Source organism: Allobosea sp. BE125 (genome assembly GCF_031456075.1).
Classification (GTDB): Bacteria; Pseudomonadota; Alphaproteobacteria; order Rhizobiales; family Beijerinckiaceae; genus Allobosea.
In genome coordinates, this window is record NZ_JAVDTY010000005.1 from 260983 (window position 1) to 283025 (window position 22043).

Here is a 22043-nt window from a genome sequence, read left to right on the forward strand (position 1 = left end):
CGCGATACCTTCGCCGCTCGCCGGCTGGTCGCCGCGCAGAGCGAGGACGGATCATGAAAGGGAGATCACCAGCGCTGGCAGACGGCTCTGCCGACCGGCGGGCGAGCGATCGCTATTTGCCCGCGCTGGCGCTCGGCTTCGCCGGATATGTCTTGTTCGGGAAGAGCTTCGCCTATCTCGGCCTGCCACCCCTTTTCATCGGCGAGATCCTGTTTGCTCTCGGCCTGCTGGCGTTCCTTGCCTCGGGCTGCATGACGGTGCTTGTGGCGACAGTGCCGGCCGTCAGCGCCACCCTGCTCATGGCCTGGGTCCTGCTGCGCACTCTGCAGGGCTTGGGAGCTTATGGAATCGACGCGCCGCGAGACGGTGCGGTCGCGATTTATGCCGGCTTTGCCTTCATCGTCGCGGCGCTGCTGGTGGAGCGCCCGCCCAGGCTCGCCCAGATCATCGGCTATTTCAGGCTGCACGCCCGCTTTCTCATCCCGATCGCCATCGTCTTCTATCTCATTGCGCGGTTTTTCGGCAGCTCGATCCCGAAGCTGCCCGGCCAGGACGTAGAGGTCATCTCGGTTCGTTCGGGAGAGCTTGCAGCGCATCTCTGCGGCGCCATCGTGCTTGTCCTTGTCGGGCTCTGCAAGGTCGGGCGCTTCTGGCTCGTTGCCGCTCTCAGCGCGGCCTTGCTGATCGCCAGTCAGAGCCGCGGCGGCATGCTGGCCCTGCTGGCGCCATTGGTCCTGGCCATGGTGCTGAGCGGCCAGCTGCGCCGCTTGATCACCATTGGCAGCAGCATCGTACTGATCATGGGCCTGGCCTATCTGGCCGATCTCGAGATCGACCTGCCCCGGGGCGAGCGGCCCATCAGCGCCCGCGCTCTGGTCGATAATGTCGTGAGCATCGCCGCGCCAAGTGACGCCAACAATCTCGACGGCACCAAGCAATGGCGATTGAACTGGTGGGAAGCCATCCGGAACTACACAGTCCATGGGCCTTACTTCTGGACCGGCAAGGGTTTCGGCGTGAATCTGGCGGAAGCCGACGGGTTCGTGGTCGGCCTCGAACGCGGCGGCCCGCTGCTGCGCAGCCCTCACAGCGTCCACATGACCTATCTCGCCAGAAGCGGAGTGCCCGGTCTGGCGCTGTGGCTACTCACTTGCGCCAGCTGGATGGTGGCACTGCTGCGCGCGGCGCGCCTGGCCTGGCTGCGCGGCGATGTCGATTGGTCCCGCTATTTCATCTTCCTTAGCTGCTATGTCGCCTCGATCATCATCGACGCATCCTTCGACGTCGCGCTTGAAGGGCCGATGCTGGGCATTCCATTCTGGATCCTGTTCGGGGTCGGCCTCGGCTCGCTGATGATCTATCGCGGCTTGCATATCTCCGTCGTGCCCGCCCGGCCCCGACGCATGGCAGGCACTGGCGCGCACATCGCCGGCGCGGCTGCGCTGCTGGCAGCGACATGCCTGAGCAGCCCCCCATCCAAAGCCGCTGAGCGTGCCATATGCCCAACCGGATCGATCCAGGTTCCTGTCGGTGCAACCATTCAAGCTCTCGTCGCCAAGGCGGGGCCGGGAGCGACATTCTGCATCGCGCCCGGCCTACATCGGGCTCAGCTCATCGCGCCGAAGGACAGGCAGGTTTTCATCGGCCAGCCGGGTGCGATCCTGAACGGAGCCGAGCTGGTCGCGGATATGAGCCCGTCGGGATCCTTCTGGGTCACCGCAACGCCACGGCCGCATCTTCGTGCCTTCGGCACCTGCCTGGCTTCGCGTCCCCGCTGCAACGATCCGGTGCGTTTCTTCCTCGACGGTCAGCCGCTGGAACCGGTCTCCGAACTCGCCGGCCTGCGGCCGGGGACCGTCTTCAACGACCTGGCAACGGGGCGCTCCTATCTCGCCGATGATCCGCGCGGCCGTACCCTGGAGCGGACGCTGCAGCCCTATGCCTTTCGCAATGACGGTGCACGCGGCGTCATCGTCAAAGGCCTGATCGTGGAGAAATATGCGACGCCGGCCCAGCAGGGCGCGATTTTCGGCGATGAGCATCCCCGCGCCACGGCCTGGCTCATCGAAGACAACGAGGTTCGCTTCAACAGCGGATCGGGAATCGCGACCGGCGAAGGGAGCGTCGTGCGCGGCAACAAGGTTCACCACAACGGCCAGCTCGGGATTTCGCCCAACGGCGCGGATGTCGTGATCGAGGGCAACGAGATCTACGAAAACAACATCTATGGCTTCGACGCAAGCTGGGAGGCTGGTGGCGTCAAGGCGGGCAAGGTCGAGCGCCTGACGCTGCGCGCCAATCACGTGCATGACAACTATGGCTCAGGCCTCTGGTGCGATGTCGATTGCCGCAGCGTGCTGATCGAAGGCAATGTCGTCGAGCGGAATTCCGACGCCGGAATCTTCTACGAGATCAGCTTCGATGCCATCATCCGCAACAATACCGTTCGCCTCAACGGGACCGGGCGTGGCGGCCAGCAAGGCAGCCTCTGGGTCTGGGGCGCCGGCATCCAGATCGCGGCATCCGAGCGGGTGCGCGTCTACGGCAACACGGTCACCGTAAGCAAAGGCAGCAGCGGGATCGTACTCGTCGATCAGGGCCGCGAGCGGCTCGATCAGCCGCCCGCGAAAGCCGGTCGTACCAAGGCGCTCTACAGGACCGTCGGCAATGCCGTGTACGACAATAAAGTGATCTACGAGGGGCCGAGCGGCCTATCGGGCGGCGCGAGCGATGTCGCGGCCTCGAACCCGAATTTCGGGATCATCGAAACGGGCGACAATCACTTCGACCGCAACACCTATGTGCTGCAGCAAGCGACCGAGGCCCCGCTCTTCATCTGGGGCCAGGGACCGATTTCGTATGACGCGTTCCGCACGCGCGGCCAGGAGGCAACCGGACAGATCATCCGGCCGAAATAGAGCAGCTTGCGATCGATTGAATCGTTAATCGTCTCCAGAGCCCACAACAGCCTCTAACTCTTTGTTTTAAAGCGTTTTATTCACGCGAACCTGTGTCCACTTCGCTCGAAAACGCTAGCCACGCCCTGCCCACCTCACCAGAACGGCGTAGTCCGCAAGCTCAATGCGCCTAGTCCTCGAAGACGGCCGCCTGGGGATGGATTGCCGCTAGAATCGAACCCCGGACCGGCACGACAAGCGCGAGGCGAAGGCCCCATGAACATGATCCCGCAATCGTTCCGACGCGCGCATTTCCGCGAGGAAAGGTTCAAGACCTATATCCGTCCGATCATCGAGACCGTGATCAGGGCGCGAGGGTCGTGCCGGATTCTCGACATGGGAGGCGACGCAGACTACTGGCAGTTCGATATGCCCGCTTCGGGCGTTGAGATCTGGCTCCTGAATATCGAAGCCAAGGAGCAATCGCCCGATCCTCGGTTCCATGTCATCCAGGGAGATGCCCGCAACGTCGCGCAGTTCGAGGATCTCAGCTTCGACTTCGTCCATTCCAATTCGCTGATCGAGCATGTCGGCCGCTGGGACGACATGAAGCGCGTCGCCGCCGAGATCCGGCGGCTGGCTCCGAGCTATTACGTGCAGACGCCGAACTTCTGGTTCCCGCTGGACCCTCACAGCAACGCTCCGATCCTGCACTGGCTGCCCCAACCCGTGCAGCGGCGGATGGTGTCGAGCAAGGCGCGCGGCTTCTACGCAAAGGCCACCTCGCTCGACCACGCCATGCAGATCGTGGAAGGCACCTCGATGCTCGACCGGGCGCAGATCGCAGAGCTCTTTCCGGATGCACGGGTTCTGACTGAAAACGTGCTGTTCCTCACGAAATCGCTGATCGCCCTCAAGGCCCCGGATTGCTGAGCGGGAAAGCCATGATGAGACCCGATTTCGTCTTTCTGTCTCTGGCCAGGGATTGTGCCGCGACGATCCCGTCCTTCCTGAGCCTGCTCGTAGCGCTTCGCTCGGAAGGGCTCAACGTCGTCGCATTCGTCGGCGAGAATGGCTCTCGCGACGGCACACGGGAACTGCTTCAGCGCGCGGAGGCCAGCGGGCGGATCGTTCTGGTGCCGACGCCCTTCATGGCGGGAGAGCGGGACCGGCTCAAGCGGATGGCTCTTGGTCGCGAGCGGCTCAAGAGCGAGTTCGAAGCAGCCAAGCTCGAGCCCCGCTTCGTCTGCGTCCTCGACATCGACAACGTCATAGCCAGCCCCCCCTCGACCGCCGCCCTGCTCGCGGCGGCAGCCAAACTCGAGCGGCAAGGCATCTTCGGCGTTTCGGCGACGTCGCGGCCCCACTACTACGATCTCCTGGCATTTCAGGACGATCACAGATCCTTCGATACGCTGCTCGAAGACCTGGCAAGAAGCCGAAACAACATCTTCGCCTATTATCGTTTTTTTCGTTCGCGGATCTATCCGCACCAGCGAGCGCTCACCGACGATCGCGAGATCGAATGCGCGTCGACCTTCAACGGCTTGTGCCTCTACCGCACCGACGCCTATCGCATCGGAAGCTATCTCCAGCCCGGCCCCAGCATCTGCGAGCATCTGGTCTTCAACCGCCGCCTCGCGGATAGGACTGGCGCGAAGATGCTCATCGATCCCGGCCTGATCCTGCGCACGCCCGTCGACCATTCCCAACAGAGCTTCCTGCCATTCGCCTGGCGGCGGCTTCGGAAGCTTGTCGCTTCACCGCGGCCTCAGGCGCATCTTTCGATCAAGGCGCCCGGCGTCTCGAGCGTCGGGTGAATGCGAGCAATCGTCTTGCGCCATCACGACGACATGCAGGTGACCGCCAAGAACGCACCCGGGAGTCAACCATCGGTCGCGATGCAAGCGCTGTCGGTCATAACGCTGAAACGCCTAGCCTGTCGTGAGTCGGCACCGTGCCGCACTCGATCTCGTTTACCTTACTCAGTGAATGTCGGTCACCAATTACCTAAGATGATATAGTTAATTCAACACAAATACTTGATATAAACATGGTGTTTTCTGATATATAAATGCTTCATCTTGCTTTGATTCTGGTCTTCTTGTAACTGAATCCAGATTATCTACAAAATATCCCGATCGATCAGCCAGTAACTCTTCGTAAGATTCATTATGTATTTGAAACAACATATCTTTATCTGTATTAAATTTAACAATCAAAATACATTTCTATTTTCAAATTAATTTTTAACAACCTTCATTCTGAAATTTATATCTAAATTCTGACGGGCGAATTTCGTTCAATTTGGTACTATATGATAGAATGGATGTATTCATGGGGTAAGACCGGGGCCTTGTCTCCGATCAAAACGCGCCTAGAACAGATTCAAATTAATCAGTTCTTTCGCCTCCGGCGCTCCCGGGCTCACCTTGGAAACACCGCAGCGCCTATCTCCTTACGCATCGCGCACATGTGATAACAACCCTTGCTGCCTTAACTGATTAAATGCTATGTAATGACCAGCGTGAAAATTTTATCTTCAACCCATAATTGTATGTTGCGAACTGAGTTGCATTCCCTCATCGGCTTTCCTTCTCCGGCAAGGAACTCAAGAACTGCGTCAATTTGATACAGATCAATTTACAAGAATGGGATCATCGAAGAAAGGAGATACTCGCAGCTCCTGCGTGCCGTATAGTCGATCTTGCACGAACTCCGTCGCTCGAACGCCCCTATCCGATCAGCAATCTGCTTAGGAGGGCCAGTCATCATGCCCCCAATCATTGCGAATGCGACATCGCCCAGCATTGAATCGCTCGCCATCGATTTCGACCAACGTCGTCTTCTCGACACTATGGTCGCCGGCATGGCCGATTTGCTCGAAACCACCGCTGGGGGCGAAGAGGCCTGTGCCTATGTCAGCAGTATCGCTGCGCGACTGGGATCGGACATCGAGAAGCAGTATAAGACAGCGCTTGGCGTTCAAAATCTCAACCGAGATCAGCTTCTTGCGGCTCTGATCGACCTGAACAAGCGCTCTGGCGGTGAATTCTTCGTCATCGAAGAAGACGAAGACCATATCGTCCTGGGCAATTGCAAATGCCCCCTGGGAAATGCAGTCATCAACCACCCATCTCTCTGCATGCTGACGTCGAACATCTTCGGCGTGATGACAGCTAATGCGGTCGGCTATGCAGCCGTCGATCTCGAACAGACGATCGCCAGGGGAGCCGCCGCATGCCGCGTCGTGCTTCACCTCAAGCGAACAGAACTGCATCCAGATACGAGGGAATACTTCCGCGATGATGCATCTGCAGCTTCGAACTGAGCTAGACCTGGAAGCCTATCTCGAACCGGCTCTCGTTGTTTGCTGCGACGGAAGCATCCATGCGCGAAATCGTGCAGCGCACCTGGCTCTCTCTCCCCAAGCTTCGATATCGTCGCTATTCGAGATCTGCTCCAGCCGAGCCGAAGCCTTGCGAACCTATCTCATTCGCTGCTCGGGCTCCCGTCAGCCGTTGATCGAAAAGATCAGCTTCGACGGACAGGGCGGCGCCCTCGACTATCGCTGCTTTGGCAACGCTCTGGTTCCGCGACGCAAAAGCCGCCCGGCCAGCCTTCTGCTGCGCCTCTTCCCGCTGCGGGATGCAAGGTTTGTAGCGCGCGCAGAGTGGATGAAGAGATTGCGGGTCGAGCGGCATTGGCGCCTTGCCGTGGAGCAAGCCGATGAACTGCGCAGCGACCGCCTGCGACTGGTCGAGCAGTATTGTTTCGTCGCTGAGGCGCTGCGTATCGCGGAAGCGCAGAAGCAGGAACTGCAGAACGAGATCAAACATATCCGCGTTGATGAGCGCGAGCGCATTGCCCAGGATCTCCATGACCACGCAGGCCAGGAGATGGCTCTTGTTCTCGTGGAACTGAGACGCATGCGAGACGCCGCCACCGGCCCGGCGCGAAGCCGCCTCCACGACCTCGCCGTGCATGTCTCCGAGGTCGGGCGTAAAATCCACCACGCCGTGGTCGGTGGTCGGCCGCGGATTGTCGAGGAGCTCGGCCTCAGCCGGGCCATCGAGATCACAGCCATTTGGTTCACGACGGATGGCAGGCTCGACCTCTCCTTCAAGAAGAAGGGAGCAGAGCCCGACTCGCTTCCCGCCGCTCTCGAAAGCAACCTGTATCGGGTTGCTCAGGAAGCACTGACGAACGCGCTCAGGCACGCGCTCGGCGCACGGAAAATCGATATCGCCCTGGAATTCAACTGCAGATCGGTGACGCTCACGATAGCTGATGATGGCGTCGGCTTGTCGACACAAACACAGCAGCAGGGAGAATTCGGCAGTTCAGGCATCGGACTTCGCGGGATGCAGCAACGCATGAACAGCATTGGCGGAACGCTGCAGATCGGTCCGCGTTTCGGTAACGGCACAATCGTGACGGCAGTTGCGCCGTTGGGACCCGAACCGCAGCAAGGTGACCCGCCATGACGGCGCGTATCATACTGGTTGACGATCACCCGATCATCCTGACCGGCCTACGGGCTCTCGTACTCGGCTTGCCGGATCTCGAATTCGTGGGACAAGCCACCTCCGCCTCCCAGGCGCTCGCACTCGTCCGCGACCGAACCCCCGACATCGTCATACTCGACATGGGCCTGCCCGGCATGAGCGGCCTCACACTGGCCGAGCGCATTCTTGAAGGGGCCCCCGCGACCCTGATTGTGATGCTGACCCACTACGAAGAGTCGAGCTACGTGCAGAAGGCACTGAAGACAGGTATTCGCGGCTACGTCCTAAAGGCTTCGTCGAGCGACAAGGTCACCCAAGCCATCAGAACGGTGCTGAGCGGCGGCATCTACATCGATTCCGAGCTGGAAGAGTACCGCTCCGAATGGATTCGCAAGCTTTCCCAAGCCCCCAGCCCAGCACCCGCAGCCGTTCCGAACGGCACATTGACCAACCGCGAAGTGCAGGTCCTGCGCCTCGCGGCCGTCGGTCATTCCAACAAGGAGATCGCCCGGCGCGTTGGACTTGGGATCAAATCGGTCGAAACCTACCGGTACAGAGCCTGCAAGAAGCTGATGCTGCACTCGCGCCTCGACATCATCAGATATGGCGCGAGCCACGGCTGGATTCTCGATATCTGATGGCAATGACCAGAGGCGGATCAATGCGAAAAGCCGGTTCCCACTTTTTCGCATCCTGCTCTACGCCATCGGTGCTCCGAGCCGTCGCACTCAGACCTGTGCGGAGTACTCAACTTGGCATCGTCGAGAAATGATGGCCACGAACAATGCCGCCCCCTCTCCTGAAGGGCGTAGCGACTTGCAGGACCGTTCCCGTTACCACAGTGCATGGGGAGCTGGGGGGCAGGGCCTCGATAGCCGCCTGTAACTGAGCGGAAGCTGCGTCAAGAACTGCCGCGCCTCCCGACTGCAAAGGGCGACCGGATCGGCGGCACGAACCATGGTCAGGATTCTCGTTGCCGACGAACATGCACTCTACCGCACTGGGTTGCGGGTCGTCCTGCAGGCTGCGCTGCCGGAGGCTGAATTTCTGGAGGCTACCGATCTCGACAGCCTGATGCGCGGCCTGCTGTCAGAACAACACATCCATCTCGCGCTCGTCAGCCTGAACCTGATGGGGTCGGCTAGTCCCAGTATCATCTGGGACTTCAAGCGCGCCTCTGCGCTGACCCGCTACGTCGTCATCTCAACCGACGGCACTTTCGACCAGGTTCTCCACTATATCGCTGAGGGCTTCCACGGTTTCATTTCAACGCTGCAGCGGGATGACGAGATCGTTGAATCGGTCAGGGAGGTCCTTGCCGGGCGCCTCTCGATTCCGCGCGCCCTGACTCCGTTCGGCCAGGCCGCGGAAGGCCAGCGCCCTCGCGAGGCTCCGCAACGGCGTTCCAGCTTGCAGCAGAGCCCGTTCGGATTAACCCCGCGACAGAAAGATGTCCTGACGCTCCTGGCGGATGGACTTTCGAACCGCGAAATCGCCCAGGCGCTCCACATCGCAGAACCAACCACGAAGATCCATGTCTCGGGGGTGATGCGTGTCCTCAATGTCAGGAATCGGACGGAAGCTGCTGTACTCGCCAGAGATCTGATCCGAACGTCTGAGATCGATCAGGAGCCGCGAAGCAAGCCGCGCCAGGGCAAAACCAAGCCCCGACACTAACAACCATGCCGTGTCCTGTAAGGATTGTCCTTACGAGGACCGTACTTTCCTGACAAGACGAACACATCCGTATGAACTAATTATTAACGATGCCGTTCTGGCACATATGCCAATTCGCGCCAGTCCGGTGCTCCAATTGATTAGAAGCTGCGAATCTCGTCTCGGAATGCCTCTAACAGATTAATGGATACGCCGTAGTTCGAGTAGGTCCTTATCGTATCGGTTTTTGTGTCGAGTAATGGGGGAATTACGATGCCTGAACTCATCGAGACCGCCGTATTGAGTGACAACGCGCTGCTCCGGGAAGGGATTACACAGCTACTGAATGGCGCGCGTTTCCGCGTAAGCCAAAGAACCGCCAGCCTCGATTCCCATAGGCACGAGAACGGTCAAAAATCTCCCGATCTCTTCATCGTCGTGATCGACGACATGTCCTGCTCCATCGTCGGCGACATCAAGCGGCAGTTCAAGAGCGCCAAGATCGTGGCCCTCGCCCTGCGCGGCAGCCGTGAATTGATGCACCGCGCCGTGCAACTGGGCGCCGTGGGATATCTTGTCGAATCCATCTCCGCGCAAGATCTCATCATGTCTCTGGAGGTCGTCATCGCGAATGGAGCCGTCTTTCCACCCGAGTTGCTGTCACAGCTCTCGGAGGTCGCGGTCGCGCCACAGCGCCTTCTCCAAGGTGCGCAACGCAGGGCCGACGGGTCGCCGTTCTCGGGCCTTTCCGGCCGGGAGGTCAGCATTCTGGAAGGGCTCATGCTGGGCGAATCCAACAAGGTCATCGCGCGCAAGCTCGAAATCGCCGAGGCGACCGTGAAGGTCCACGTCAAGGCAATCTTGCGCAAGTTGCGTGTCAGGAACCGCACCCAAGCGGCCATGTGGGCCATGCAGAACGCGGCAACCCGGATTCCAGTCGTGGCCGAGGACGACATGGCGAGCGACATGGCGGAGGACGAGACCTTGCCGATGATCGCCGCAAGACCGGAAGCGGCCCCCTCGCCCCAGCTCTCGTAATCGACCGGCTGTAACGACAGGGCAATTCCATGATCGTGACAATCGTGACTCCGACGCTGAACGCCGTCGCGTATCTGAAGGAATGCATCGAGTCCGCGCGCGCGAATGCGACGCGCGACATCGAGATCGAGCATGTGATCGTCGACGGCGGCAGTACTGATGGAACCGTAGAGCTCGCGCTCAGCTGTGGACTGCGCGTGCTCCAGGGCAAGGACAGCGGCATCTTCGACGCCATCAACAAGGGGTCCTTCAACTCGTCCGGCGAGTTGTTGGGCTTTCTTGGCGCCGATGACGTGATGCTCGAGGGCGCAGCCGCCGCAGTGGTGAAGGCTTACCGCGAAAGCCGCCGGCGCTGGGTCGTCGGCGCCATCAGATGGACCGATGCGAAAGGGCATAGCCTTGGTGGGCTCGCGGCGCCTCCGAACTGGGTGACGCCCGCAATGCTCGCTTGTCTGGGCTGGAACCCCATCATGCACATGGCGACCTATTTCTCGCGCAGCTTCTTCGAGGAACTGGGCGGGTTCGATATCGCTTACAAGGACGCCGGCGATTACGATATGTTCTGCCGAGCCCTGACCAAGGAGCCCTATGGTCGGATCGATCGGCCGATTGCCTGCTTCCGGCGAACCGGAGTGAACAACAGCGCGATCCATGGCAGCCGAACCACGGCCGAGTGCGCGAGAATACTGACGCAGCATGGGCCGTCCTCGAACGCGCAGCGTCTGCTCTGGCGTTTTCTGCTGAAGGGCTATTTCAATCTCGGCAATCCCGACTGGCTGCTGTCGAAGGTGGCGGATTCCACGCGAACGACGCTGAAGCTCCAGCCGAAAGCCCATTTCTGACGCGGCAGAGAGCCTGGGCTACCGCTCGCATCAGAGCAAAGCGCCGTGCAGCCGCGAGTAAGACGTGCTCGGCACATCGACGGCGCCGGCCGGGGCTCAGGAGGTCTTCGGGACAGACTCCGCGAGGATCAGCTTCCCCACTGTCAGTCGCGCGATACGGACAGCCCCGCGAGAAGCGGAGCGTAGGCGGCGAGCCTGCGGGATACAAACTCGGTGAAGAGCCGTACACGCTTCGTCTTGCGTGTCTCCCCCTGCGTGAGAAGCCAGAGCGTCCCATGCATCGGCAGGTCGATGCCCGGCACCCTCACCAATAGAGCGTCGGCATCTCCGACAAAGCGCGGCAATTTCGTCATCCCGATCCCTTGCTGCACTGCAACGATCTGCGTCGCGGCGTCCGGGGTCCTGAACGGAACTCCCGCGGTGTGAACCTCCCCCTCGCGCGCCCAGACCGGGAGTCCATGATCGTCTATGACGATCCACCGGATCGGATCAGGCGCGCCCGCACGCCACGCGGCCAGTCGATCGCGAGACATGTAGACGGCGCTGAACAGCTCCGGCCCCTTCAGGCCGTGAAGATTGAGCGGCAGGGTCTTGCGGTCGGTGACAATGCGGATCGCGACATCGGCCTCTCGGTTGGTCAGATTCGCCACCTCGCCGGACGACAGGATTTCCATCTCGATGTCCGGATGCAGACGCGCGAAATCGGCGAGATCCGGCATGAGCAGATGTGTCGCGAGGAATGGTGGCAGCGTCACCCGCAGTAACCCGCGCGCGCTCTGGTCGCGCCCGAAGACGCGCGTCTCCAGCTGGTGCGACGACGCTTCCATCTGGTTCGCGAGCTCGACGACCTCCTCGCCCGCGGCCGTCAGGCGGTAGCCTGAAGGCAGCTTTTCGAACATCTGCGCCCCGAGGCGTTCCTCGAGCTGGGCGATGCGTCGCAGCACGGTCGAGTGGTTCACACCGAGGCGCTCGGCGGCAGCCCGCACCGAGCCTCCGCGCGCGACGGCGAGAAAATAGCGAACGTCATCCCAGTCGATCATGGTGCAATTTGGCACCGCGCGGTGCCCTCCAGATCCCTAACTCATCGTCCCGCAATTTGAGCAATCACCGTAGCATAGGTCGACGAGCGCGGCCCAGTTCCGAACGGCGCAACCTTGTCGTCTCGCCGGGCGCTGAACCCCTTCCGGATCGTTTTCGCACCACGGATATGCGCGCCTCCTTACTCAACGCCTGACCTGGGCGGGCCCATGTTGAGGTCTCGGGAGCGCCTCCCCAATGCCAAGGCGAAACCCTGGAAGGATCCATGACATGACCAGATTGAATGGAAAGACCGCCGTCATCACAGGCGGCGCCACCGGCATCGGCCGCGCCGCAGCAAAGCGCTTCATCGAGGAGGGCGCCTTCGTCTTCATCTATGGCCGCCGGCAGGAAGCACTCGATGCGGCTGTGGCCGAGCTTGGCCCCAATGCCCGCGCGGTGAAGGGCTCGGTCTCGAATGAGGCCGACCTCGACCGACTCTACGCGGCGGTGAAGGCCGAGCGCGGAAGCCTCGACATCGTCTTCGCCAATGCCGGTGCGGGAAGCCCGCTTCCGCTCGGCCAGATCACCGCCGAGCACATTGACGAAGCCTTCGACACCAATGTGAAGGGTACGATCTTCACGGTCCAGCGGGCGTTGCCGCTGATGGGCCCGGGCGGTTCGATCATCCTGACCGGATCGAGCGCCGGCACCACGGGCGCCCCGGGCTTCACGGCCTACAGCGCCAGCAAGGCGGCCGTGCGCAACCTCGCGCGGAGCTGGGCGGAGGACCTGAAGGGCACCGGCATCCGGGTCAACGTGCTGTCGCCCGGGGCGACGGCGACCGAACTCGCGAAGCAGGCGTTGGGCGAGAAAGGCCAGAGGGCCTACGGCGCGATGACTCCGCTCCAGCGCATGGCCGATCCGGCCGAGATCGGGGCGGCGGCAGCCTTTCTGGCCTCGTCGGACAGCAGCTTCATGACAGCCAGCGAGGTCGCCGTCGACGGCGGCCTGGCGCAACTCTGACCCCCGCCTGGGCCCAGGCCTGGCCCACGCACAGCGAAGGATAAACACCATGAAAAAACTTGAAGGCAAGATCGCAGTCATCACTGGCGGCAGCAGCGGGATCGGGTTGGCCACGGCCAAACGCTTCGTGGAAGAAGGCGCTCATGTCGTGATTACCGGGCGACGCGAGAAAGAGCTGAAAGAGGCCGCTGCCCTCATCAAGGACAACGTTACGACGGTCGTCGGCGACGTGGCGTGCCTGGACGATCTGGACCGGCTCTACGCCGTCGTGAAAGAGAAGCATGGTCACATCGACATTCTCTTCGCGAATGCGGGCGCGGGGACAATCGCTCCGCTCGCGGCGGCGACTGAGGCTCATTTCGACCAGACCTTCGACGTGAACGTGAAGGGGCTGTTCTTTACGGTGCAGAAGGCCCTTCCCCTCTTCCGGGATGGCGGTTCGATTATCCTGACCTCTTCGGTCTCGAACGTGATGGGGCTGCCCGGGTTCAGCGCTTACGCAGCGAGCAAGGCGGCTGTGCGCAACTTCGCGCGCGCTTGGACACTGGAGCTGAAGGACCGCAAAATCCGGGTGAATTCGATGAGCCCAGGACCGATCGAGACCCCTGCCCTGGCGACAACGACGGGCCTTACAGCTGAGCAAGCCGAGCAGGCGGCCGCCCAATTTGCCTCGCAGGTCCCCATGGGTCGAAGGGGCCAGCCGGAGGAAATCGCGGCTACCGTCACGTTCCTCGCCTCCGATGAAAGTTCCTACATCACCGGCGTGGATCTCGCGGTCGACGGTGGGCTGGCGCAAGTCTGATCCCGACATCACGCAAGATCGGAACACATCATGAGCTACGCAATTATCGGCTTCGGCCACATCGGCCAGGCTCTGGCCAAGGCGTTTGCCCGCAAGGGCCTCGACGTATCCGTCGCAACCACGCGCGACCCGGAAAGCTTTGCAGCCGATGCGGCGGCGATCGGGCCTACGATCGTTGCCAAGACGCTGGCGGACGCGCTCAAGGCGGACATCATCTTCTTGGCTGTTCGTTTCGCGTCGCACCCGGATGTCGCCAAGGCGCTGCCCAACTGGCAGGGCAAGACCATCGTCGATGTGACCAATGCCTACGGCGTGCCGCCTGAGGAACTGGCAGGACAGCCTTCATCGAAATTCATCGCGCAGGCTTTCTCCGGGGCAAGGCTGGTCAAGGGCTTCAACCATCTGATCGCTGCCACCCTTGACCAGGATCCGGCCGTGCATGGTGGCAGGAGAGTCGTGTTCCTGGCGAGCGACGATGACGCTGCCGCAGCAGAGATTGCTGCGCTCGCGGACGATCTCGGTTTCTCGCCGATCAAACTTGGCGGGCTTTCAGAAGGTGGGCTGCTGGTCCAGGCGCGCGGAAACAGCTGGGGTCATCTGGTCTTCAAGGACCTGGCCAAGTTCGACTGAACACGACGCGCCTGCCGGCAGGGTCACGATGCACGGATCGGATCGAGCCCGATCCGATCCGTGCGAAATGGAGACATTCCCGTGAGTATCGAGAAGAACATCCAGACGGTGAAGGACTTCTTCGCCGCGATCGGCCGCGGCGACAGGGAGGCCCTGCTGGCGCTGGTCACTGAGGACATCGAGTGGATCATTCCGGGCGAGGACTGGCCGCTGGCCGGAACGCGCCACGGACACGCCGGGCTGGCGGATTTGCTCGAGACGGCATCCACCTCGATGGAAACATCCACGGAGCCCCGGGAGTTCGTGGCGCAAGGAGATCGGGTCCTCGTCGTCGGCTTCGCGCGGGGAAAGAACAAAGCCACGAACAAGACGTTCGAGGACGATTGGATCTTCGCCATCACTGTCCGGGATGGCAGGCTGACCAAGATCCGGGAATACGTCGACACGCAAGCACTGGCCCGCGCCGCGCAGATGGACGCATCCGAGCCTGCGTAGCCTGGCCCTCTGCAGCCATCCGCTCCGGGCAGGCGGTGATCAGCCGCGGATTGCCCCCCTCGCGCCCCGCCCGCTCGTCATATGCCCAACCGTAAAGGAGATTCCGATGTACGACCAATCCAAGCTATCCGAGTTGACCCGCTTCGCCGGCATCGATGCGGGCTCCACCGTGATCGACGTGTACCCGGGCGACGGCGACTGGACGCGCCTCTTCTCCGACATCGTCGGACCAGTGGGACGGGTTTACAGCTTCGTGCCGGCGGAAGTCGCCCACTTCAAGAACGATCCCCTCGGCCGCATGTCGACGCTTGCGAAAGAGCCGGGCCGAGAGAATGTCGAAGCCGTCTCGGCGGACCTCATAGCGATGCCAAAGGTCACGCAACCAGCGGATGTCCTGTGGTTGCACCTGTTCTACCACGATCTCCACACCGCGCTGATGCAGGCCAAGGGCGCGACAGCGGCCGATTTCAATCGAGCCGTCTACGAGCGGCTGAAGCCCGGTGGGCGCTACGTCATCGTCGATCACGCCGCCGCCGCAGGAGTGGGTACGAGCGAGGCCCAGTCGTTGCATCGGATCGACCCTGCCTCCGTTCGCAAGGAAGTGGAGGCGGCCGGCTTCGTGCTGGACGCGGAAAGCACCTTGCTCGCAAACAAGGACGATCCGCATTCCGTCAAGGTGTTCGATCCCTCGATCAAGGGTAAGACCGATCGCTTCGCCTATCGGTTCGTGAAGCCCTGACAGTGAGTCATCCAGGCTGCAATTAGATCATCTCTCGCAAATGTGGAAGCGTTGCCGTTTCGCGTTCCTGTCTGGTGACGACGAGGACGGGATCGCTCCCGTGGCGGATTTGGCCAAACAGTTCGGGTTCGCACCCGTCAAGCTGGGAGAGCTCAACGAGGGCGCGCTGGTGCGCGCACGCGGCCGCATTTGGGGCCAGCTCATCTTCCAGGATGTGTTCAAGAAGGAGCAGAAGTCGATCAATCAATCTACGACCGTGCGTCGTTATGTGACGAGGGGCTGACCGAAACCAGCGATCGAAACCTGTAAGCTCATCAGCGTCGAGCCTCACGCTTATTTGGCCAACATCATCATCCGCATCGTCAATAGCCATCCCAACAGCAAGATCGATCTCCTGCCCTGCACCATTCGGAAACGCCCACTCTCAAAAATGTAGCCTGAAAACATCGGTTACATTGGAATATCTAGATCGCCATATTATCAATGGCTCGGACCAATTCTATGACCACCCGCGAGGCGTTGTTGGCTGCCGGCTTACGTCCTTGATCGATCTTTTGTCCGTCTGCGAAGTCAGTGATGCCGTTCACCACCAGCATGAAGGGCGCGATGGTGGGGCTCGTGTGGCTCCAACTTTGGGCCGCTTGAGCGAAACCTGCGCTTTCCATGTCTATCCCCAAGAGGTTGCGCCCTATTTCCTTGATTCTGGATAGTCGGCTGGGGCTTTCGATCAAATAGTCGACTGCCGCGATCGGGCCAAAATGAACCTCGAAATCGGCGTTTCTCCACCTAGAAATCGCCACCAGAAGTTTGTGCCGAAGCTGTGGCTGGCGCTCAGTCAGAATCTGAATACTCGGGAAAAGCTGGTCCGAACGAAGCGCGCCAACTGCCACCGATGTCACCTCGGTGGACAACAATACGTCTCCGATGCGCTGACGATCAGGCGCCAACCCCGCGCAGAATCCAAGGTGGATAATTACGTGCGGCATCTGCCTGTAAAGAACCTGAGTTGTCGCAATAGCGGTGCCAACTGCGCCAAATCTGTCTGTCGCAGTGGCCGTGATAAGTGGACCGTCGAGCCCGATCCGGCCCATCATGGTCTCATTGCCGAGTCTCGACCGTGTCATCCAGTGAACTGACTCAACATTCGCCAAAGCAGCAAGAATATCGGCCGAGGATGCAACCACGGCGACGCTCAGTTCGCTCTTCCTTGGCCGCAAGTGCGCGACAGAATAACCTGGTAGGTCTAGATCGGAAAACTCCTGGACGACATACGAACTCGGTGAGCCCTTCGTTTCAAACATCGTTGCCAGAACGATCCCGATTGGGCGCCCGTTTGCGCTTTCGACGAGCGCACCGGACGCGCCTGGCGGTAGGGCGCCCTGGACGTTCACCTCGAAAAGGTTGCGGATGGTGCCGTGCCCGAGGCCGTCTATGCGCGCCGTCAATTGGACCGTGGAAATTCTGGCGTTCCACGTTTTATCCCCGACTCTGACGGTCACGCGCTCGTTCAGCTCGGGCGGGGCCGGGTTCCATGGACTTTTGGAATGCGAGTGATTTGACAATCGGACCAACGCTAAGTCTAAGCCGATTGGCTTAGCCACGCCTCTTGCACTAAGGGTAAGTGAGCCTAGCTTGACCTCGAATTCCTCGATAGGCATGCGCTCTATCGCGTGTGCAGCTGTGATCGCGTGCAGCGTATCGTCTGGCGCAGCCAAAATGGCTCCTATCGATGCCCTGCGCTGTCCCTCAAAATAGAGTCCGTCACTGTGAGCGTTTGATAGTTCTGAACTGAGCCTAACCGCATCGACCTCCCTCACTACGACCTCTATTCCTCCGATCTCTTCCGGTAAATTTGGACGCTTTCCACGTTCTACAATGACGACGAGGGCTTGCTTCAACGAAACAGCCAGAACGCCCTGTTTGGATAGAAGCTCTTGGATGGCATTTTCGGAGTTGTGTGCCGCGGATATGGATGACGCGGCCCCAAAAGGCGACGGGATTTTGGCCTGTGATTTAGGTCGCGATCTGGCCTGATCTAGAATTTCCAAGAAGCGCAACGCTCCAGCACTCCACGATGCAACTGAGAGCATTCTCTCGCGAAGCGCCTGATAATAGCTGGTTGCCCTCTCCTCATCGACGAGGATTTCCAGCGCCGCCGTAGCGAAACGGCGTCCAATCTCCTTTGCATCACCGCGCATTGAAACTATGCAAGGATCCTCGCGCAGGTGGTGCGTTTTCATCACGTCACGTGCTAATTCTGAAATGCCACTGTCTTCCGACAGTATGACGGGAACGCCTTGAGACAGGCCCTCACAGGCCACCAGCCCAAAGCCCTCCTCTCTGGACGGCATCATGAAGATACTTGCGCCTGTGTAATCCGCGACTAGATCTCGCTGTACAGTCGTGTAGGGTCGTGCGATCAATTTCGGCCTTAGCCCTACTTCTTCGGCAAGGGAAATGAGATGCCGCTCAAAGGTCTCGCCGTCACTCTGCACGCCCCGTACGACGAAATCGGGCGCCGGTTTCGTCGCGGTGGAGGGGTGTGTTTTCCAATCATTTGTGAGGTAGCCGGCTGCGTAGGCGAAGATGTCGAGCCCTTTGACGCCTAAGCTGTCTGTACGGCCTAAACACAGCACAGTCGGATTGAGCGGAGGTACACGCAGCATCGTTGGCGGCGCTAGGCCGCAGCTCAACGGGTGTATCCTATCTGCACTTACTCCTCTCGCAACGAGCGAGTCGCGAGTATAGCGATGCAGTCGCGGCCCGATGCAAATAACGATATCGGCAGCTTCGGCAAGTTCTTGTTCCTGCCGAACCTTGTCCTCGCGCACCGCGACATACTTGTCTTGTCGGTACTCCTTGAGCGCTTCAGTCCGCAGGGGAGACATGTGGATGAATTGAACCAGCCGGGAACCAGGAAACTGCCGATCGCGCAAGAGCCGCGCTTGTCCGCCTGAGAAGCTGCTATGTCCAACCAAGGCCACCACCTCCGCAGGATCGATTTGCGCGAGGGCGGGCGACAGCACAGCGGACATCCAGTCGTCGGAAGATTTCCCTCCCCCCGAGATCAACTCTACTCCCCTGGACGTCGCGTCGCCAATCTCCTCCTGTGAGGCCTGCGGAACCAACACTGAGAACGCAGCGTAGGAGCGCGCTGCGGATAGGGCGCATACCAGTTCACGGTTGACCGTTTGAATGCCGCCCGCCGTGCTTGACCAGCCGTTCATCAAGAAAATGTAGCGCTCGACTGACATGAGTGGCCCACATGTTTGACTTCTTGAGACCTACGATACTTTTGTAAAAATCGACCCGCGCCCCCAAAAGATGCCCGCGCCGGTATTGTGGGGATCAGATCAGAACTCCCAATAAGCGCTTTGTCCCGTCTCTTTGCGCATCTGACCAGCGAGTTTCTCCTACGCGAGCCTACGTTAAACCCTCACTCCCACTCGATCGTGCCGGGCGGCTTGCTGGTCACGTCGTAGACGACGCGGTTGATGCCCTTGACCTCGTTGATGATGCGGGTCGCGGTGCGGCCGAGGAAGGCCATGTCGTAGGGGTAGAAATCCGCCGTCATGCCGTCGACCGAGGTCACGGCGCGCAGGGCCAGCACATGGTCATAGGTGCGATAATCGCCCATCACGCCGACGGTGCGCACCGGCAGCAGCACGGCGAAAGCCTGCCAGATCACGTCATAGAGGCCCGCCTTGCGGATCTCTTCGAGATAGATCGCATCGGCCTTGCGCAGGATGTCGAGCTTCTCCCTGGTGATCTCGCCGGGGCAGCGGATGGCCAGGCCCGGTCCCGGGAAGGGATGGCGGCCGACGAAGGCCTCCGGCAGGCCAAGCTCACGGCCGAGCACACGGACCTCGTCCTTGAAGAGCTCGCGCAACGGCTCGACGAGCTTCATCTTCATGCGCTCGGGCAGGCCGCCGACATTGTGGTGCGACTTGATCGTCACCGATGGACCGCCGGAGAAGGAGACGCTCTCGATCACATCGGGATAAAGCGTGCCCTGGGCCAGGAAATCGGCGCCACCGAGCTTCTTCGCTTCCTCGTCGAAGACCTCGATGAAGAGCCGGCCGATGGTCTTGCGCTTGGCTTCCGGATCGGCGCCGCATTTGGCGAGCTCGGAGAGGAAAAGCGCTTCCGCCTCAACATGAACGAGCGGGATGTTGTAGCTGTCGCGGAACAGGCGCACGACCTCTTCGGCCTCGTTCATCCGCATCAGGCCGTGGTCGACGAAGACGCAGGTGAGCTGATCGCCGATCGCCTCATGGATCAGCACGGCCGCGACAGCCGAGTCGACGCCGCCGGAGAGGCCGCAGATGACGCGGCCCTTGCCGACCTGCGCCTTGATCTTGGCGATGGTCTCGGCGCGATAGGCCGCCATGCTCCAGTCCGGCACGCAGCCGCAGATGGTGACGACGAAATTGCGCAGCAGCTTGCCGCCGTCTGGCGTATGCACCACCTCGGGGTGGAACATGGTGGAGTAGAAGCGCCGCTCCTCGTCGCTCGCCACCGCATAGGGCGCGTTCTCCGAGGTCGCCTTGACCGAGAAGCCCGCTGGGAGCTGCGTGACGCGGTCGCCATGGCTCATCCAGACGGGGTAGCGACCACCCTCCTCCCAGATGCCTTCGAACAGCGCCGAAGGCGTGACGATCTCGACATCGGCGCGGCCGAACTCAGCCGCGTGGCCGCTCTCGACCTTGCCGCCGAGCTGATGCGCCATGGTCTGCTGGCCGTAGCAGATGCCGAGCACCGGTAGTCCGGTCGAGAACACCTCCTGCGGCGCGCGGGGCGAGCCCTCGTCCGGCACCGAGGCGGGGCCGCCGGAAAAGATCACGCCCTTGGGCTTGAGGCGCTGGAAGGCTTCGGATGCCGACTGGAACGGGGCGATCTCGCAATAGACGCCGATCTCGCGCACGCGGCGCGCGATCAGCTGCGTCACCTGGCTGCCGAAGTCGATGATGAGAATGGAGTCGTGGATTTTTTCGCTCGTCATCGCGTTCGGTTAATGGATCGCGCGCGAGCGTGCAACGTCCTGTTGGCTTTCAAGCGATGCGTTGCGTGCAAGCCAGGTAGAATCCGTCCGTCCCGGTGCGACGTGGCGAGAGCTGCAGGCCGAATTCCGTGGCGAAACGGGCGAGCAAACCAAAGTCCCCCTCGGTCGAGGCCAGCACTTGCGCAAGCGGCACCACCGCGAACCCGGCATGCCGCGCGAGGAAAGCCCGGATGGCCTCGTCATTCTCGTCCGGCAGCATCGAGCAGGTGATATAGGCGATGCGCCCGCCCGGCTTCAGCAGCCGCGCGGCGCGCGCCAGAACCTCGGCCTGGTCCTTGACGCGCTCGGCCAGGGCGCCGGGCCGCACGCGCCATTTCGCATCGGGATTGCGCCGCCAGGTGCCAGAGCCCGTGCAGGGCGCATCGACCAAGGCTAGATCGACCTGTCCGGCGAGGTCGATCAGGGGCTCGTGACCGCGGCTGCGCGGAATGCGGATCTCGACATTGGTCGCGCCCGAGCGCGCCAGCCGCTCATGCAACGGCGCAAGCCTGCGGCTGTCCAGGTCGGTCGCGAACAAACGCCCCTGATTGCCCATCAGCGCCGCCAGCGCCAGCGTCTTGCCGCCGGCCCCGGCGCAGAGATCGATCACGGTCTGGCCCGGCTGCGCGCCGGCCAGCAAGGTGACGAGCTGCGAGCCTTCATCCTGGATCTCGAAGCCGCCGGCGAAGAAGGACGGTTCGGCCTGCAGTGACGGCCCACGCCCGTCATGGCCGGGCTGGAAGCGCAGCGCATCGGGCGACCAGGAGCCGGGTTCGGGCGAGGCATGGGCCAAATCCGCCATCAGCGCATCGCGCGTCGCTTGCAGGCGGTTGGCGCGGATGTCGATCGGCGCGCGCCCGGCCAGCGCCTGGCCCTCGCCCACCGCATCCCTACCGAAGCCCGCGGCGAAAGCCGACCAGAGCCATTCCGGTACGTCGGCGCGGATCCAGTCGGGCGCTCCGTCGAGCGAGAAGGCGGCGAGCCTTGCCTGCTCCTCGGCATCGAGCGGCATGGGGGCGTGATTTTCGCCCGAGCAGAGCAGCGCGATCTCCTCGGCGCTGAGGCCGCGCAGGCCGGCGAGCATGCCGAGCACCAGCGCGCGCGGCGTCTCCGCGGCCATGGCGAAGGCCGAGGACGCCCTGCGGCGCAATGCGTCATAGACGAGCGAGGCGATCGCGGCACGGTCCTTGGAGCCTGCGAAACGCCGTGAAAGGCCCCAATCCTTCAGCGCGTCGGAGGCTGGGCGGCGGCGCTGGATGAGGTCATCCAGCACCTCGATGGCGGCGCTGATGCGGGCGGCGGGCGTCATATTTCGGATCCGTGTCGTGCCGGCATACGCGACACAAAATTGA

18 protein-coding genes and 2 pseudogenes are annotated in these 22043 nt (G+C 61.4%); 16 read left to right on the forward strand and 4 right to left on the reverse strand.

The genetic code is table 11. The annotated features are described in order from the left end of the window. The first annotated feature begins 53 nt into the window (after positions 1-53). From J2Y55_RS14040 to J2Y55_RS14080, 9 genes are all read left to right on the forward strand, one after another. Entirely contained in the window at positions 54-2918 is a 2865-nt protein-coding gene (locus J2Y55_RS14040) for a right-handed parallel beta-helix repeat-containing protein (protein ID WP_310154013.1), read from the forward strand. 255 nt (positions 2919-3173) lie between these two features. Then, positions 3174-3830: a methyltransferase domain-containing protein gene (locus tag J2Y55_RS14045; protein WP_310154016.1), complete on the forward strand. Its 657-nt coding sequence runs from the start codon at positions 3174-3176 to the stop codon at positions 3828-3830. Between the two features lie 14 nt (positions 3831-3844). Then, positions 3845-4717 (forward strand): glycosyltransferase family protein, encoded by an 873-nt coding sequence (locus tag J2Y55_RS14050; protein ID WP_310154018.1) that lies wholly within the window; start codon positions 3845-3847, stop codon positions 4715-4717. Between the two features lie 953 nt (positions 4718-5670). Next, on the forward strand, positions 5671-6228 hold the full coding sequence (locus J2Y55_RS14055; protein WP_310154021.1) for a methanogen output domain 1-containing protein: 558 nt from the start codon (positions 5671-5673) through the stop codon (positions 6226-6228). After that, positions 6203-7384: a sensor histidine kinase gene (locus J2Y55_RS14060; protein ID WP_310154024.1), complete on the forward strand. Its 1182-nt coding sequence runs from the start codon at positions 6203-6205 to the stop codon at positions 7382-7384. The genes J2Y55_RS14055 and J2Y55_RS14060 overlap by 26 nt, the downstream gene beginning before the upstream one ends. Beyond that, positions 7381-8043: a response regulator gene (locus J2Y55_RS14065; protein WP_310154027.1), complete on the forward strand. Its 663-nt coding sequence runs from the start codon at positions 7381-7383 to the stop codon at positions 8041-8043. Before J2Y55_RS14060 ends, J2Y55_RS14065 begins: the two co-directional genes overlap by 4 nt. A 319-nt stretch (positions 8044-8362) precedes the next feature. Next, positions 8363-9082 (forward strand): response regulator transcription factor, encoded by a 720-nt coding sequence (locus J2Y55_RS14070; RefSeq protein WP_310154030.1) that lies wholly within the window; start codon positions 8363-8365, stop codon positions 9080-9082. A gap of 252 nt (positions 9083-9334) precedes the next feature. Further along, entirely contained in the window at positions 9335-10099 is a 765-nt protein-coding gene (locus tag J2Y55_RS14075; protein WP_310154033.1) for a LuxR C-terminal-related transcriptional regulator, read from the forward strand. 29 nt (positions 10100-10128) lie between these two features. Next, on the forward strand, positions 10129-10941 hold the full coding sequence (locus tag J2Y55_RS14080) for a glycosyltransferase family 2 protein (RefSeq protein WP_310154037.1): 813 nt from the start codon (positions 10129-10131) through the stop codon (positions 10939-10941). A 143-nt stretch (positions 10942-11084) separates the two neighbouring features. On the opposite strand, the gene J2Y55_RS14085 is transcribed toward J2Y55_RS14080, so the two are convergent. Continuing rightward, positions 11085-11981 carry a LysR family transcriptional regulator gene (locus J2Y55_RS14085; RefSeq protein WP_310154040.1) on the reverse strand — a complete coding sequence of 299 codons (897 nt, stop codon included), beginning with the start codon at positions 11979-11981 and terminating at the stop codon, positions 11085-11087. Positions 11982-12249: 268 nt separating this feature from the next. Here J2Y55_RS14085 and J2Y55_RS14090 point away from each other — a divergent pair, with 268 nt between their 5' ends. The 7 genes and pseudogenes from J2Y55_RS14090 to J2Y55_RS14120 form a co-directional block, all read left to right on the forward strand. Beyond that, on the forward strand, positions 12250-12984 hold the full coding sequence (locus J2Y55_RS14090) for an SDR family NAD(P)-dependent oxidoreductase (protein WP_310154044.1): 735 nt from the start codon (positions 12250-12252) through the stop codon (positions 12982-12984). Positions 12985-13033: 49 nt separating this feature from the next. Beyond that, entirely contained in the window at positions 13034-13786 is a 753-nt protein-coding gene (locus J2Y55_RS14095) for an SDR family NAD(P)-dependent oxidoreductase (protein ID WP_310154046.1), read from the forward strand. A gap of 30 nt (positions 13787-13816) precedes the next feature. Then, the gene (locus J2Y55_RS14100; protein WP_310154048.1) at positions 13817-14416 is read left to right on the forward strand and encodes an NADPH-dependent F420 reductase; all 600 of its coding nucleotides are present in this window, start codon (positions 13817-13819) and stop codon (positions 14414-14416) included. A gap of 81 nt (positions 14417-14497) precedes the next feature. After that, positions 14498-14911, forward strand: a complete 414-nt coding sequence (locus tag J2Y55_RS14105) for a nuclear transport factor 2 family protein (protein WP_310154051.1) — start codon at positions 14498-14500, stop codon at positions 14909-14911. 106 nt (positions 14912-15017) lie between these two features. After that, entirely contained in the window at positions 15018-15650 is a 633-nt protein-coding gene (locus tag J2Y55_RS14110; protein WP_310154054.1) for a class I SAM-dependent methyltransferase, read from the forward strand. Positions 15651-15705: 55 nt separating this feature from the next. Beyond that, positions 15706-15933, forward strand: a pseudogene (locus J2Y55_RS14115) (hypothetical protein); the annotation flags it as partial. A gap of 12 nt (positions 15934-15945) precedes the next feature. After that, a pseudogene (locus tag J2Y55_RS14120) lies at positions 15946-16091 on the forward strand (transposase domain-containing protein); the annotation flags it as partial. A 23-nt stretch (positions 16092-16114) separates the two neighbouring features. Here the strand turns inward: J2Y55_RS14120 and J2Y55_RS14125 are convergent. The 3 genes from J2Y55_RS14125 to J2Y55_RS14135 all read right to left on the reverse strand — a co-directional run bounded on the left by J2Y55_RS14125 (position 16115) and on the right by J2Y55_RS14135 (position 22000). After that, a complete protein-coding gene (locus J2Y55_RS14125) occupies positions 16115-18904 on the reverse strand; it encodes a phosphorylase family protein (RefSeq protein WP_310154057.1) in 2790 nt (929 codons plus the stop codon). A gap of 182 nt (positions 18905-19086) precedes the next feature. Then, positions 19087-20652: a glutamine-hydrolyzing GMP synthase gene (guaA, locus tag J2Y55_RS14130; protein WP_310154059.1), complete on the reverse strand. Its 1566-nt coding sequence runs from the start codon at positions 20650-20652 to the stop codon at positions 19087-19089. A 49-nt stretch (positions 20653-20701) separates the two neighbouring features. Next, positions 20702-22000 (reverse strand): RsmB/NOP family class I SAM-dependent RNA methyltransferase, encoded by a 1299-nt coding sequence (locus tag J2Y55_RS14135; protein WP_310154062.1) that lies wholly within the window; start codon positions 21998-22000, stop codon positions 20702-20704. Positions 22001-22043 lie beyond the last annotated feature (43 nt).

Excerpts from the sequence above, each read along its gene's own strand:
- J2Y55_RS14040 (WP_310154013.1), top strand. The coding sequence starts at position 54 with ATGAAAGGGAGATCACCAGCGCTGGCAGACGGCTCTGCCGACCGGCGG.
- J2Y55_RS14045 (WP_310154016.1), top strand. The coding sequence starts at position 3,174 with ATGAACATGATCCCGCAATCGTTCCGACGCGCGCATTTCCGCGAGGAA.
- J2Y55_RS14050 (WP_310154018.1), top strand. The coding sequence starts at position 3,845 with ATGAGACCCGATTTCGTCTTTCTGTCTCTGGCCAGGGATTGTGCCGCG.
- J2Y55_RS14055 (WP_310154021.1), top strand. The coding sequence starts at position 5,671 with ATGCCCCCAATCATTGCGAATGCGACATCGCCCAGCATTGAATCGCTC.
- J2Y55_RS14060 (WP_310154024.1), top strand. The coding sequence starts at position 6,203 with ATGATGCATCTGCAGCTTCGAACTGAGCTAGACCTGGAAGCCTATCTC.
- J2Y55_RS14065 (WP_310154027.1), top strand. The coding sequence starts at position 7,381 with ATGACGGCGCGTATCATACTGGTTGACGATCACCCGATCATCCTGACC.
- J2Y55_RS14070 (WP_310154030.1), top strand. The coding sequence starts at position 8,363 with ATGGTCAGGATTCTCGTTGCCGACGAACATGCACTCTACCGCACTGGG.
- J2Y55_RS14075 (WP_310154033.1), top strand. The coding sequence starts at position 9,335 with ATGCCTGAACTCATCGAGACCGCCGTATTGAGTGACAACGCGCTGCTC.
- J2Y55_RS14080 (WP_310154037.1), top strand. The coding sequence starts at position 10,129 with ATGATCGTGACAATCGTGACTCCGACGCTGAACGCCGTCGCGTATCTG.
- J2Y55_RS14085 (WP_310154040.1), bottom strand. The coding sequence starts at position 11,981 with ATGATCGACTGGGATGACGTTCGCTATTTTCTCGCCGTCGCGCGCGGA.
- J2Y55_RS14090 (WP_310154044.1), top strand. The coding sequence starts at position 12,250 with ATGACCAGATTGAATGGAAAGACCGCCGTCATCACAGGCGGCGCCACC.
- J2Y55_RS14095 (WP_310154046.1), top strand. The coding sequence starts at position 13,034 with ATGAAAAAACTTGAAGGCAAGATCGCAGTCATCACTGGCGGCAGCAGC.
- J2Y55_RS14100 (WP_310154048.1), top strand. The coding sequence starts at position 13,817 with ATGAGCTACGCAATTATCGGCTTCGGCCACATCGGCCAGGCTCTGGCC.
- J2Y55_RS14110 (WP_310154054.1), top strand. The coding sequence starts at position 15,018 with ATGTACGACCAATCCAAGCTATCCGAGTTGACCCGCTTCGCCGGCATC.
- J2Y55_RS14125 (WP_310154057.1), bottom strand. The coding sequence starts at position 18,904 with ATGTCAGTCGAGCGCTACATTTTCTTGATGAACGGCTGGTCAAGCACG.
- guaA (WP_310154059.1), bottom strand. The coding sequence starts at position 20,652 with ATGACGAGCGAAAAAATCCACGACTCCATTCTCATCATCGACTTCGGC.
- J2Y55_RS14135 (WP_310154062.1), bottom strand. The coding sequence starts at position 22,000 with ATGACGCCCGCCGCCCGCATCAGCGCCGCCATCGAGGTGCTGGATGAC.